We start from the raw sequence: 13,116 nt of genomic DNA on the forward strand, positions 1-13,116 counted from the left end.
TGCCGGGGCCGGGGCGGCGGTGTTGCGTCGAGCGCGTGGACCCCGTGCGCGCACCGCGCCCCCGCACGGCCCTCGCGGCGGCCCTGGCGGCGGGCGTGCTGCTGCTGTGCGCGTGCGGCGCGCAGCCGGCCGGCGGCCAGGAGGCGCAGGACGCGCGGGTGACCGTCGCCGCCGGGAGCGAGCCGACGTCCTACGACGCGAACCGGGCCGGGGAGCACGTCGAGCGCAACCTGCTGGTGCTGGGCCAGGTGCTGCGGGGCTTCTGGCGCTACGGGGCGCGCGGCGAGGTCGCGCCCGACCCGGCGTTCGGCACCGTGACGAAGACCTCCGACGACCCGCTCGTGGTGGAGTACGCGTTCGCCGAGGGCGCGGTGTGGTCGGACGGCGAGCCGCTCGACTGCGACGACGCCGTCCTGGCCTGGGCGGCCGGGTCCGGTCTCCTGGGCGGTGCCGTCGACCCGGTCGCGGGCGCCGGGTACGCGGGGACGGGGGCCCCCGCGTGCGAGGACGGCGACACGGCGTTCACGGTCGCGCATCCCGAGCCGTCCGCGCTGTGGGACACCGCCTTCGGGCCGGGCAGCATCCTGCCCGCGCACGTGCTCGAGCGGGAGGCCGGCGTCGCGGACGTCCTCGCCGCCGTGCGCGGCGGGCCCGGGCACGGCCTGCAGGACGCCGCCCGCTGGTGGCGCACCGGGTGGGCGCTGGACCCGGGCGCCCTGGACCTGAGGCGGCTGCCGGCGTCCGGCCCGTACCGGCTGGCGGACTGGCAGGACGGCCAGTCGCTGACCCTGACCGCCAACCCCCGCTGGGCGGGCGCGCCGCCGCGCACGCCCGTGCTCGTGCTGCGCTTCGTCGAGGCGGCGCAGCAGGCCACCGCCCTGGCGGACGGGCAGGTGCAGGTGGCCGCCCCTCCCGCGAGCGCGGACGTCGTGCGGCAGCTCGAGCGCCTCGGCGACGGCGCCGCGGTCCAGCGCGGCCCGCTCGCGGCGTCCGAGCACCTGCTCCTGGACGTCGCCGGGACCTTCGCCGACCCGCAGCTGCGGCGCGCCCTGGCCCTGTGCGTGCCGCGCTCGCGGATCATCGACGCCGTCGTCGCGCCCGTCGACCCGGGGGCGTCGGTGCTGCGGGCCCGCACGCTGCTGCCGCACCAGGCCGGCCACGCCGATGTCGCGGCCGCCTCCGGCGGCGGCTCGCAGGCCGAGGACGTCGCGGCCGCGCGGGCGGTGCTCGAGGCGCGCGGGGCGCTGGGCACCGTCGTCCGCGTCGGCCACGACGGCACCGACCCCCGGCGGGCCGAGGCGGTCGCGCTGGTGCGCGCGTCGTGCGGGGAGGCCGGCTTCGACGTCCAGGACGCCGGCGGGGACGTCGGCGGGGACGCCGGCGGGGACGTCGGCGGGGACGCCGGTGCCGCGCGGCTGGGGGACGGCGCGGACGCCGTCCTCGTCACCGCGCCGTCCCCTCCGGACCCGGTGCTGGCCGCGCAGCGGTGGGCGAGCGGAGGAGGCGCGGCCGCGGGTGGGTACTCCAGCCCCGTGGTGGACGACCTGGCGGCGCAGCTGCGCCGCGCCCTGGACCCGAGCGAGCAGCTGGACCTCCTGGTGCGGATCGAGCAGGAGCTGGAGCGCGACCTGCCGGGCCTGCCGCTGTGGACGGAACCCGGCGTGGTGGCCGCGGCGCCCGGCGTCGAGGGCGTGGCGCTGCAGCCCGGCCCGGCCGGAGTGACCTGGAACGCCGAGACGTGGTCGGTGGCGGCCCGGTGACGGTCCTCGTCGTGGGAGCCGCCCTGGTCGACGACCTCGCGCACCCGACGCGGGTGCTGGCCGCGCGCCGCACCGAGCCGCCGCGCCTGGCCGGCGGCTGGGAGCTGCCCGGCGGCAAGGTCGAGGACGGCGAGGGCGCGGAGCAGGCGCTGCACCGCGAGCTCGCCGAGGAGCTGGGCGTCGCCGTCCGCCTCGGCGCGGAGCTGCCCGGGCCGCTCGCCGGCGCGTGGGACCTGCCGCCCTCAGCGCGGCTGCGCGTGTGGCTGGCCGTCGTCACCGACGGCGTCCCGGCCCCGCTGGAGGACCACGACGAGCTGCGCTGGCTCTCGCGCGACCAGTGGCGCTCGGTGGCGTGGCTGGACGCCGACCTGCCGGTCGTGGCCGCCCTCGAGGCGCTGGCCGACCGCGACGATGACCGGGACGGCGCCGCGCGACCGTAGACTGGGACCTCCTCACCCCCGTCTGGAACGAGCGCCCTCCCATGCCCGCTGTCGCCACCGGCGAGACCGCCCGCACCCTCGCCGCGAGGTCCGACCTCCGCAACATCGCCATCGTCGCCCACGTCGACCACGGCAAGACCACCCTCGTCGACGCGATGCTGCGCCAGTCCGGGGCCTTCGGGAAGCACCAGACCGAGGAGGGCCTGGTCGACCGGGTGATGGACTCCGGCGACCTGGAGCGCGAGAAGGGCATCACGATCCTCGCCAAGAACACCGCCGTCCGGTACACCGGGCCGGCGGCCGCGGCGGCGGGCAGCCCCGAGGGCGTGACGATCAACATCATCGACACCCCCGGCCACGCCGACTTCGGCGGCGAGGTCGAGCGCGGCCTGTCGATGGTCGACGCCATCGCGCTGCTCGTCGACGCCTCCGAGGGCCCGCTGCCCCAGACCCGCTTCGTGCTGCGCAAGGCGCTGGCGGCGCGGATGCCGGTGATCCTCGTCGTGAACAAGGTCGACCGCCCCGACGCGCGCATCGAGGAGGTCGTCGACGAGACCTACGAGCTCTTCCTCGACCTCGCCTCCGACATCGCGGACGCCGAGGAGCTGCTCGACTTCCCCATCGTCTACGCCTCCGCGCGCGCCGGCCGGGCCTCCCTGGAGCGCCCCGCGGACGGCGGGATGCCCGACAGCGAGGACCTCGAGCCGCTGTTCCGCACCGTCCTGGAGACCGTGCCCGCGCCGTCCTACACCCCCGGCGCGCCGCTGCAGGCGCACGTGACGAACCTCGACGCCTCCCCGTTCCTGGGCCGCATCGCGCTGTGCCGCATCCACGAGGGCACGATCGCCAAGGGCCAGCAGGTGGTGTGGTGCCGCGCGGACGGCACCCAGCAGCGCGTGAAGATCACCGAGCTCCTGATGACCGAGGCCCTGGAGCGCAAGCCCGCCGAGCAGGCCGGTCCCGGCGACATCATCGCCGTGGCCGGCATCCCCGAGATCACCATCGGGGAGACCCTCGCCGACGTCGACGACCCGCGCCCGCTGCCGCTGATCACGGTCGACGAGCCGGCGATCTCCATGACGATCGGCACGAACACCGCCCCGACCGCGGGCAAGGTCAAGGGCGCGAAGGTGACCGCGCGCCTGGTCAAGGACCGCCTCGACCGCGAGCTCGTCGGCAACGTCTCGATGCGCGTGCTGCCCACCGAGCGCCCCGACGCCTGGGAGGTGCAGGGGCGCGGTGAGCTGGCGCTGGCGATCCTCGTCGAGCAGATGCGCCGGGAGAACTTCGAGCTGACCGTCGGCAAGCCGCAGGTGGTCACCAAGGAGGTCGACGGCAAGGTCCACGAGCCCGTCGAGCGCCTGACCATCGACGCGCCGCAGGAGCACCTCGGCGCGATCACCCAGCTGCTCGCCGTCCGCAAGGGGCGCATGGAGCAGATGACCAACCACGGCACCGGCTGGGTGCGCATGGAGTTCCTCGTGCCCTCCCGCGGGCTGATCGGGTTCCGCACCGAGTTCCTCACCGAGACCCGCGGCACCGGCATCGCGCACGCCACCTTCGAGCGGTACGAGCCGTGGTTCGGGGAGCTGCGCACCCGCGCGTCCGGCTCGATGGTCGCCGACCGCGCCGGGCAGGCGACGTCCTACGCCATGACCTCCCTGCAGGAGCGCGGCACGCTCTTCGTCGAGCCGGGCACCGAGGTGTACGAGGGCATGGTCGTCGGGGAGAACTCCCGCGCCGACGACATGGACGTCAACATCACCAAGGAGAAGAAGATGACCAACGTCCGCTCCAACGCGGACGAGCTGGAGCGGCTGGTGCCGGCGCGCAAGCTCTCCCTGGAGCAGAGCCTGGAGTTCTGCCGCGAGGACGAGTGCTGCGAGGTCACGCACGACGCCGTCCGCATCCGCAAGGTCGTCCTCGACGCCAACGAGCGGGCCAGGGCCGCCGCGCGCGCCCGCCGGGCCTGAGCCCCGCCGCCGCTCGGCGCGGCGGGGCCCGGGCTACGGTGGCGCGATGACCACCGCGCCCGGCAGCGAGCCCGGCCCCGCCCCGGACGCCGTCGAGACCGCCGAGGCGCTGGCCGACGACGTCCTGTCCGACGCCGCGAGCGTCGTGGACGACGTCGCCGAGCGGGTGCTGGACCCCGAGGACCTCGCGGCGATGGAGGCGCTCGACGCCCCGCGCCGGCTGCTGCTCGTGCACGCCCACCCGGACGACGAGACGATCGGCAGCGGCGCCACCATGGCGCGCTACGCCTCCTCCGGCGCCCACGTCGCGCTCGTGACGTGCACGCGCGGGGAGCGCGGGGAGGTCGTCGAGCCGTCCCTGGTGCACCTGGAGGGCGACGGCCCGGCGCTGGCGGAGCACCGCACGCAGGAGCTGGCCACGGCCATGGAGGCGCTCGGCGTCGAGGACCACCGCTTCCTCGACGACGCCCCGCTGCACGGGGAGCAGCCGGCCGACACCGCGCGCGTGCGCTACGAGGACTCCGGCATGGCCTGGGGCCCCGGGCGCGTGGCCGTGGCGGCGCCCGACACGGGCGAGTCCGCCTTCGCCCGGGCCGACCTCGACGAGGCCGCCGCCCGGCTCGCCGGGGTGCTGCGCGCGGTGCGCCCGCAGGTGCTCGTCACGTACGAGCCCGGCGGCGGCTACGGCCACCCCGACCACGTGCGCGCCCACGACGTCGCCGTGCGCGCCGTCGAGCTGGCCGAGGACCCGGGCGCGGCGTCCGTGGCCGGCACCGAGCCGTGGTCGGTGGCCAAGGTCTACGAGAACGTCGTGCCGCGCTCGCAGCTGCCCGAGACCTTCCCCCTTGGCGAGGGGGACCAGCTGCCCAGCATGGTCGTCGACGACGACGAGGTGACCGCTGTCGTCGAGGCGCCCGAGCAGCTGGAGGCCAAGGTCGCCGCCCTGCGCGCGCACCGCTCGCAGGTGCGCGTGCGCGGCGCGGAGTTCCTCGTCGCCCACGACCTGTGGCAGCCGGTGTGGACGACGGAGGCGTACCGCCTCGTGCGCGGCGTGCCCGCGCCGGCGGGCGAGCGCGAGGACGGCCGCGAGGGCGACCTGTTCGCCGGCCTCGACACCCCGGGCGCGAGCCACCACCCGATCCCCTGACGCGCGGCCCCCGCGGCCCCCGGTCGCCGTCCGCCTCCCGAGCCCCTGCCTCCTCAACCGCATGTGTGCGCCCGACAGCGCTCGCCCCTGCCTCTCTCCCGCTGTCGGGCGCACACATGCGGTCCCGAGGGCCCCGTTCCCGCTGTTGGGCGCACAACAGCGGTCAGGTGGGGGCGCGGCCACCCGCGGGCGCGCCGTGATCACGGGCGAGCGGACGGCGATCATGGGCGAGGTGCAGCCCGCAGTGCCGCCGGCGTGCGCATCGCCCATGATCACCGCACTGCGAGGCACGGGACGAGGACCCTGACAGGCCGATCTCGGACGAGCGCGACCGACTGTGACGCTGAGTAGCAGGAACCGCCCGTGGGGACGCGCGGTCGTTGCGCTGCGTGCTGAGGTGCGGTGCTCTGGTCACGAACCGTGACGAGAGGGGCCCCATGAGCGCGACCACCACCGCGACCGCCACCGCTGCCACCACCGCACCGACGCACCAGCGCCGGGACGCCGCGGACGTCGGCCGGGCGCGCGAGCGCCGCCGCCAGCGCCGCCTGGCCCGCCTCGCGCTCGTCCTCGCGCCCGTCGCGGTGTGGCTGTGGGTGCGGCTGCTGGGCGGGGACCCGGTGGGGCTGCCGACCCTGCCGGTCCTCGACCCGCTGCACGTCATGGCCGGGCTGTTCTTCGCCGTCCTCGTCGTGCTGCTGCTGGCGCAGGTCCTGGTGTCCGGGCGCTCGCCGCACGTGGTCTACCGGCCCGAGCAGATCGACGTGCGCATGGACGACGTCAAGGGCCTGGCGCCGGTGAAGGAGGACGTCCAGCGCTCCCTGGACCTCTTCCTCGCCGCCCGCACCTTCCGCCGCGAGATGGGCGGGACGCCGCGGCGCGGTCTGCTCTTCGAGGGCGCCCCGGGCACCGGCAAGACGCACATGGCCAAGGCCATGGCCGCCGAGGCGGGCGTGCCGTTCCTCTACGTCTCGGGCACGAGCTTCCAGTCGATGTACTACGGCGCGACGGCCCGGAAGATCCGCGCCTACTTCAAGGCCCTGCGCAGGGCCGCGCGCGCCGAGGGCGGGGCCATCGGGTTCATCGAGGAGATCGACGCGATCGCGACGGTGCGCTCGGGCATGCCGATGACCGCCGCGCCCGTGCCGGCCCGGGCCACCGCGGCCGGCGCCTCCGGCCTCACCGCCTGCGGCGGCCTGGAGGGCCTGCCCGTCCTCGTCAGCCGCGCGGCACCGGCGGCGACCGTCACGAACGCCGCCGTCACCGAGGGCGTCGGGGGAGTGGTCAACGAGCTGCTCGTGCAGATGCAGTCCTTCGACGAGCCGACCGGGTGGCAGAAGGCCCGCGGCGCCGTCACCGACGCCGTGAACCTGCTGCTGCCCGCGCACCGGCAGCTGCCGCGCCCGCGCACCGAGCCCGTCGACGTCCTGCTCATCGCCGCCACCAACCGCGCGGACGCCCTCGACCCGGCGCTGCTGCGCCCGGGCCGCTTCGACCGCCGGCTCGCCTTCGACCTGCCCGACCGGGCCGGGCGGCGCGAGATCGTCGACCACTACCTGGCCCGCAAGGCCCACGAGGCCGAGCTGGACGACCCCGAGCGCCGCGACGCCCTGGCGGGCATCACCTCCGGCTACAGCCCGGTGATGGTCGAGCACCTGCTCGACGAGGCGCTCGTCAACGCGGTGCGCCGCGGCGCGGGCGCGATGGACTGGAAGGACGTCGAGCACGCGCGCCTGGTCACGGAGGTCGGTCTCGGCGCGCCGGTCGGCTACACCGAGCACGAGGCGCGGCTGATCGCCACCCACGAGGCCGGGCACGCCGTCGTCGCCTTCCTCGTCGCCCCGCACCGGCGCCTGGAGGTCCTCACCATCGTCAAGCGCGCCGGCGCCCTCGGCCTGCTCGCGCACGGGGACGCCGAGGACGTCTACACGCGCTCGAAGAGCGAGCTGACCGGCCTGATCCGGATCGCGATGGGCGGCCAGGTCGCCGAGGAGCTGTTCTTCGGCGAGGTCTCCACCGGCCCGAGCGGGGACCTGCACCACGCCACCGGCGTGGCCGCGCAGATGGTCGGGGCCGCCGGCATGGGGGAGACCCTGATCTCCTTCGCGGCCATCGAGGCGAGCCCGCTCGCGGGCGACGGCCTGGTGGCCCGGGTCCTCGGGGACGCGCAGGGGCGCGCCGCGGTCGAGGAGCTGCTGCAGGCCCAGCGCGAGCACGTGCGCGTGCTGCTGCGCGAGAACCTCGTGCTCGTCGAGGCCCTGCGCGACGCGCTGCTGGAGCGCCACGAGCTCGTCGGGCACGAGATCACCGACGTCCTGCTCGGCGTGCGCGCCGCGGCACCGACCGCCCCGACCGCCCCGACCGCCCCGACCGCCCCGACCGCCGCCGACCCGGCCGACGGGCAGGCCCCTACGCTGCGCGGGTGAGCGAGCTGAGCCGCCGCACGGCCCCCGAGGCGGTCGGCCCCCCGGTCGACCCCCAGGACTTCCGGACGGCGGTCTCGGGCGTCGCGGGCCACGTGGCCGTCGCCTCCACCACGCTGCGGCGGATGGACCACGCCATCACCGTGACCTCCTACACCTGGGTCTCGCTCGACCCGCCCCTGCTGCTGGTGTGCGTGCACGAGGACGCCCGCTTCCTCGACGCCGTCCTGGAGACCGGCACCTGGGGGCTCAGCGTCCTCGGCGAGGGCGGGCGCCGGGCGGCGGAGTGGCTGGCCACCCCGGGCCGGCCCGTGGTCGACCAGCTGGCCCGCGTGCCGCACTCGCGCGGCCCCGCGACCGGCGCGCCGCTCGTGGACGGCGCCCTGCTGGCCTTCGAGTGCCGCACCACGGCCACCCACCCCGGCGGGGACCACGTCGTCGTGGTCGGCGAGGTGGTCGGGATCACCCGCCCCGCCGTCCCGGCCGACGCGCCGGGCGGCGTCCCGGCCGGCGCGGCCCCGCCTGGCCCGACCCCACCGGGCCCGCTCGTGCGCTACCTCAGCGAATACCGGCGGTTGGCGTGAGCGCGATCTAGCATCGCTGGAGTCCGTGCGCCACCTGGAGCGCCCGGCCGGACGGCAGGGGGACGGGTGAGCACCGCGACGACGAGGCGTGAGACGAGGGCCGAGCGGTCGCGCGACGGCTCCGCGCCGCGCTGGCGGCGCCGTGCCGTCCTCCTGCCCACCGTGGCCGGCGCCGTGGTCCTCGGCTACGGCGGCGCGGCGTGGGCGCTGGGCGACCAGGTGCCGCGCTCGACCACCGTGGCCGGCGTCGACGTCGGCGGCCTGCAGCGCGAGGCCGCCGCGCGGGCCCTGGCCGACGGCCTGCAGCGCGCGGGCACCGAGTTCCTCGACGTGCGCGTCGGGCACGCCGAGGGCCAGCTCGACCCGGCCCGGGCGGGCCTGGCGCTCGACGCCGCCGCGAGCGTGGACGCCGCCGCCGGCGCCCCCGCCGACCCGCGCACCCTGTGGCGCCACCTGGTCGGCGGCGGGGACGTCGCACCCGTCACGGACGTCGACGAGGGCGCGCTGGCCACCGAGCTGCAGGCCCTGGCCGCGCAGGTCGACGTCGCGCCCGTCGAGGGCGCCGTCACCTTCGACGGCGGCGTCGCGACCCCCACCGCGCCCGCGGCCGGCCTCGCGCTGCAGGTGGAGCAGGCCGCCGGCGTCCTCGCCGACGGCTGGCTGACCGCGGCCCAGCCGCTGCGGCTGCCGGCCACCGAGCAGCAGCCCGCCGTGGGGCAGGAGGCCGTCGACGAGGCCATGGCCTCCTTCGGCCAGCCCGCGACGTCCGGGCCGCTGACCGTGGTCGTCGCCGGCTCGCGCGTGGAGCTGTCGCCCGCGGCGGTCGCGCCGGCCCTGTCCTTCGCCGCCGAGGACGGGCGCCTGCGCCCGCAGGTGGACGGCGAGCTGCTCGGCGCCGCCGTGCAGGAGGCCGACCCGGACGCGTTCGTCGCGGCGAAGGACGCGAGCGTCGAGATCCGCGACGGGAAGCCGGTCGTGGTGCCCGCGGTGGACGGCGAGCGCCTCGACCCCGGCCCGCTCGCCGAGGCGGCCCTGAGCGCCCTGGCCAGCGAGGAGCAGGCGGAGCGCACCGTCACCGCGACCGTCGCCCCGGCCGAGGCGGAGCTGACGACGGAGGAGGCCGGTGCCCTCGGCGTCGTCGAGGTCGTCTCGGAGTTCTCCACCCAGCTGACGCCCGACCCGCTGCGCACGGAGAACCTGCAGACGGCGTCCGCGAGGGTCGACGGCACCCTGCTCATGCCGGGGGAGGTGTTCAGCCTCAACGACGCGCTCGGGCGGCGCACCGCGGAGAACGGCTACCACCAGGCGCCGGTGATCTCCGGCGGCCGCCTGGCGATGGACTTCGGCGGCGGCGTCTCGCAGATGGCGACCACCCTGTTCAACGCCGTCTTCTTCGCCGGCCTGGAGGACGTGGAGCACAAGCCCCACTCCTTCTACATCTCCCGCTACCCCGAGGGCCGCGAGGCGACGGTCAACTACGGCACGATCGACATGCGCTTCCGCAACGACTCCGAGCACGCGGTGCTGATGCAGACCTGGGTCGGCGGCGGGCAGCTGCACGCGCGCTTCTGGAGCACGAAGACGTGGGACGTCGAGGCCTCCAAGAGCGCGCGGCGCAACGTCGTGCAGCCGAAGACGATCGTCGACGACTCCGAGGGATGCGTGCCGCAGTCCCCGCACGTCGGCTTCGACGTCACGGTCACGCGCACCTTCCTGCGGGACGGGCAGGTGGCGCGCACGGAGGACTTCAGCACCCGGTACGTCCCCGAGGACTCCGTCCGGTGCGTCGACCCGCAGGAGCAGGCCGAGCCCGCGCCGGCCGACGGCGCCGCACCCGACGCGTCCTCCGGAGCGGGGTCCGGGGCGGCCCCGGACCCCGGCCCGGACGCCGGGTCCGACCCGGCGTCCGACCCCGAGGACGCCACGGCGGCGCCGAGCCCGCAGACCGAGCCGGCCGGCTGAGCCGGGCGGCGCCGAGCCCGACGGGGCCGCGCGGCTCGGCGCCGCCCGGCTCAGCGCAGCACGCGGTAGTGGTAGCGGTGGTGGTCGGTGAAGCCGGCGCCGCGGTACAGCGCCCGCGCCGCGGCGTTGTCCCTCTCCACCTGCAGCGCCAGCCGCTGCGCCCCGGCGGAGGCCGCCCAGCCGGCCAGCGCCGTCAGCAGGGCGCGGCCCAGGCCGCGGCGCCGGTGCTCCGGCGCGACGTGCACCGCGGCCAGCGCGCCCTCGGTGCCGACCACGGCGGCGCGCGCGGCCGCCGCGGTGCGGGCGCCCTCGCGCACCGTCGCGAACGCGCGCACGGGAGGGCCCGTGAGCACGGCGAGGGCCGCCGGGGACGGCGGGTCGCCGGCGCGGGGCTCCAGCGACAGCCAGCCGGCGTCCGGGTCCTCGGCCAGGGTCAGCGCCAGGCCGTCGGGCAGCGCGGGCCCCGCCCCTGCCCCTGACCCCGGCCCGGCGCCCGAGCCCGGCCCTGACCCTGGCCCGGCGCCAGCGCCGGCCGCGACGGCCACCGGCGCCGTCATCACCAGCGCGGGCAAGACGACGCGGTAGCCGCGCTGCTGCAGCAGGTGGTCCAGCTCCCCGCCGTGCGGCGCGTCGAGCGCGGCGGGCACCGCCACGGCCGGAGCGATGCCCCGGCGGGCGGAGAAGTCCTCCACGGCGCTCACGGCCTCGCCCTGCGGCACCCCCGGGTCGCCCAGCGGCAGCGCCGAGTTGGCCCGGTGCGTGAACCCGCCGGCGGCCCGCAGCGCCCAGCCGCCGAGCGGCCGCACCTCCACGGCCGGCCAGCTGGCGGCCAGCGCCGCCTCCAGCTCCACGACGGGGACCGGAAGTGCATGATCACCGGAGGGGAGGGCGGAGGGGAGGGCGGAGGCGGGCGCGCCGGGGCGGGCGGCCGGGGGTGGCGGCACGGGACGGGCCGCGACGACGTCCCCGCCCGCCACGCGCACCACGGCGCCGTCGGGGCGGCGCACCGCCAGGCCGGCGGCGTCGAGCGCGACGAGCTCGCCGAGCACGTCCGTGGCGCGCCCGTCGGGCAGCCGGGAGCGCACGACGACGCGGCGCCCGACGTCGCCGGGGCCCAGCCGCAGCAGGCGCGCGCGGGCGCTGCCGCCGTGGTCGCTCAGGGGACCCTCCACGTGACCCTCGGGGTGACGGCGCGGGCAGGTCGGCGATACTAGGGGCAGCCCCGTCCCGCTCCCGCTCCGCCAGGAAGGCCCTCCTGTGACGTACGTGATCGCCCAGCCCTGCGTGGACCTCAAGGACCGGGCCTGCGTCGAGGAGTGCCCGGTCGACTGCATCTACGAGGGCGACCGGGCCCTGTACATCCACCCCGACGAGTGCGTGGACTGCGGCGCCTGCGAGCCGGTGTGCCCGGTGGAGGCCATCTACTACGAGGACGACGTCCCCGAGCAGTGGGCCGACTACACCACGGACAACGCGGCCTTCTTCGAGGACCTCGGCTCCCCGGGCGGCGCCGCGAAGATGGGCGTGATCTCCAAGGACGGCCCGCTCGTGGCCTCCCTGCCGCCGCAGGAGCACTGAGCGCCCTGGACGCCGCCAGCGCGCCGGTGGCCGCCGCGCTGAGCGGCACCCCGGACGACCAGCCCAGCGGCGGCCGCTGGTCCGCGCTGCCGGACTTCCCCTGGGACGCGCTCGTCCCCGCCGGAGAGCGCGCCCGGGCCCACCCCGGCGGCATCGTCGACCTGTCGGTGGGCACGCCGGTGGACCCCACACCCGCCGTGGTGCAGGAGGCGCTGCGCCGCGCCGCGGACGCCCCCGGCTACCCCGCGGTGGTGGGCACCCCCGCGCTGCGCGAGGCCGTGGCCGCCTGGGCGGCCCGCAGCCGCGGCGTCCCGGACCTGGACCCGGCCGCCGTCCTGCCCACCGTCGGCTCCAAGGAGCTCGTGGCGTGGCTGCCGACGCTGCTCGGCCTCGGGCCCGGGGACGTCGTCGTCCACCCGGCGGTGGCCTACCCCACGTACGACGTCGGGGCCCGCCTCGCCGGGGCGACGCCGCTGCCGGTGCCGGCCGGGGAGCTGCCGGACCTGCGCGCCGGGACCGGGCGGGTGCGCCTGGTGTGGGTCAACTCGCCCTCCAACCCCACCGGGGAGGTCCTCGACGCCGGGCGGCTGCGCGAGGTGGTGCGCTGGGCCCGCTCGGTGGGCGCCGTCGTCGCCAGCGACGAGTGCTACGCCGAGCTGGCCTGGGACGTCGACGACGTGCCGAGCGTGCTGGACCCGCGCGTGTGCGAGGGCGGCCACGAGGGCCTGCTGCTCGTCTCGTCCCTGTCCAAGCGCTCCAACCTCGCGGGCTACCGCGGCGGGTTCGTGGCGGGCGACCCGGCGCTGGTCGCCGCGCTGGTCGCCGTCCGCAAGCACGCGGGGATGATCGTGCCCGCGCCCGTGCAGGCGGCGGTGGCGGCGGCGCTGGGGGACGACGCCCACGTGGCCGAGCAGCGCGAGCGCTACCGGCGCCGGCGCGAGGCCCTGCTGCCGGCCCTGGACGCCGCGGGCCTGTCCGTGCCCGGCTCCCCGGCGGGCCTGTACCTGTGGGCCACGCGCGGGGAGGACGCGTGGGCCACCGTGGCCGACCTCGCCGAGCGCGGCGTCCTCGTCGCGCCCGGCTCCTTCTACGGACCCCTCGGCGCCCGCTGGGTGCGCGTCGCCCTGACCGCCAGCGACGAGCGGGTGCGGGCGGGTGTGACGCGGCTCACCCCGCCCTGAGGCGGGCGCGGGCGACGCGCCGCCGAGCTCGTGGGGTTGTTGACGGTCGCGCCGCGGAGGCGGGTACC

10 protein-coding genes are annotated in these 13,116 nt (G+C 77.3%); 9 read left to right on the top strand and 1 reads right to left on the bottom strand.

Translation table 11 applies throughout. The features are described from left to right. Positions 1-35 precede the first annotated feature (35 nt). The 7 genes from BLS82_RS12300 to BLS82_RS12330 all read left to right on the top strand — a co-directional run bounded on the left by BLS82_RS12300 (position 36) and on the right by BLS82_RS12330 (position 10,289). Entirely contained in the window at positions 36-1,760 is a 1,725-nt protein-coding gene (locus BLS82_RS12300; protein ID WP_176819082.1) for an ABC transporter substrate-binding protein, read from the top strand. Beyond that, a complete protein-coding gene (locus BLS82_RS12305; RefSeq protein ID WP_092866976.1) occupies positions 1,757-2,200 on the top strand; it encodes a (deoxy)nucleoside triphosphate pyrophosphohydrolase in 444 nt (147 codons plus the stop codon). Before BLS82_RS12300 ends, BLS82_RS12305 begins: the two co-directional genes overlap by 4 nt. A gap of 41 nt (positions 2,201-2,241) precedes the next feature. Then, positions 2,242-4,173, top strand: a complete 1,932-nt coding sequence (gene typA, locus BLS82_RS12310) for a translational GTPase TypA (protein WP_092866275.1) — start codon at positions 2,242-2,244, stop codon at positions 4,171-4,173. Between the two features lie 193 nt (positions 4,174-4,366). Then, positions 4,367-5,320: an N-acetyl-1-D-myo-inositol-2-amino-2-deoxy-alpha-D-glucopyranoside deacetylase gene (gene mshB, locus BLS82_RS12315; RefSeq protein ID WP_092866978.1), complete on the top strand. Its 954-nt coding sequence runs from the start codon at positions 4,367-4,369 to the stop codon at positions 5,318-5,320. A 437-nt stretch (positions 5,321-5,757) separates the two neighbouring features. Continuing rightward, complete coding sequence (locus BLS82_RS12320) at positions 5,758-7,746, top strand: AAA family ATPase (protein WP_092866277.1); 1,989 nt, start codon at positions 5,758-5,760, stop codon at positions 7,744-7,746. Beyond that, positions 7,743-8,327, top strand: a complete 585-nt coding sequence (locus BLS82_RS12325; RefSeq protein ID WP_218123874.1) for a flavin reductase family protein — start codon at positions 7,743-7,745, stop codon at positions 8,325-8,327. Before BLS82_RS12320 ends, BLS82_RS12325 begins: the two co-directional genes overlap by 4 nt. Positions 8,328-8,393: 66 nt before the next feature. Next, positions 8,394-10,289, top strand: coding sequence for a VanW family protein (locus BLS82_RS12330; protein WP_092866280.1), 1,896 nt, complete (start codon positions 8,394-8,396; stop codon positions 10,287-10,289). Positions 10,290-10,339: 50 nt separating this feature from the next. Here the strand turns inward: BLS82_RS12330 and BLS82_RS12335 are convergent, their stop codons facing one another. Continuing rightward, on the bottom strand, positions 10,340-11,461 hold the full coding sequence (locus BLS82_RS12335) for a GNAT family N-acetyltransferase (protein WP_143028848.1): 1,122 nt from the start codon (positions 11,459-11,461) through the stop codon (positions 10,340-10,342). Between the two features lie 85 nt (positions 11,462-11,546). Here BLS82_RS12335 and fdxA point away from each other — a divergent pair, with 85 nt between their 5' ends. After that, positions 11,547-11,867, top strand: a complete 321-nt coding sequence (fdxA, locus tag BLS82_RS12340; protein WP_092866286.1) for a ferredoxin — start codon at positions 11,547-11,549, stop codon at positions 11,865-11,867. A 26-nt stretch (positions 11,868-11,893) separates the two neighbouring features. After that, complete coding sequence (gene dapC, locus BLS82_RS12345; protein ID WP_304442016.1) at positions 11,894-13,048, top strand: succinyldiaminopimelate transaminase; 1,155 nt, start codon at positions 11,894-11,896, stop codon at positions 13,046-13,048. Positions 13,049-13,116: the final 68 nt, after the last annotated feature.

This window comes from Quadrisphaera sp. DSM 44207 (genome assembly GCF_900101335.1).
Lineage (GTDB): Bacteria > Actinomycetota > Actinomycetes > Actinomycetales > Quadrisphaeraceae > DSM-44207.

Coding starts and splice junctions, on each gene's coding strand:
- typA (WP_092866275.1), top strand. CDS start 2,242: ATGCCCGCTGTCGCCACCGGCGAGACCGCCCGCACCCTCGCCGCGAGG.
- BLS82_RS12320 (WP_092866277.1), top strand. CDS start 5,758: ATGAGCGCGACCACCACCGCGACCGCCACCGCTGCCACCACCGCACCG.
- mshB (WP_092866978.1), top strand. CDS start 4,367: ATGGAGGCGCTCGACGCCCCGCGCCGGCTGCTGCTCGTGCACGCCCAC.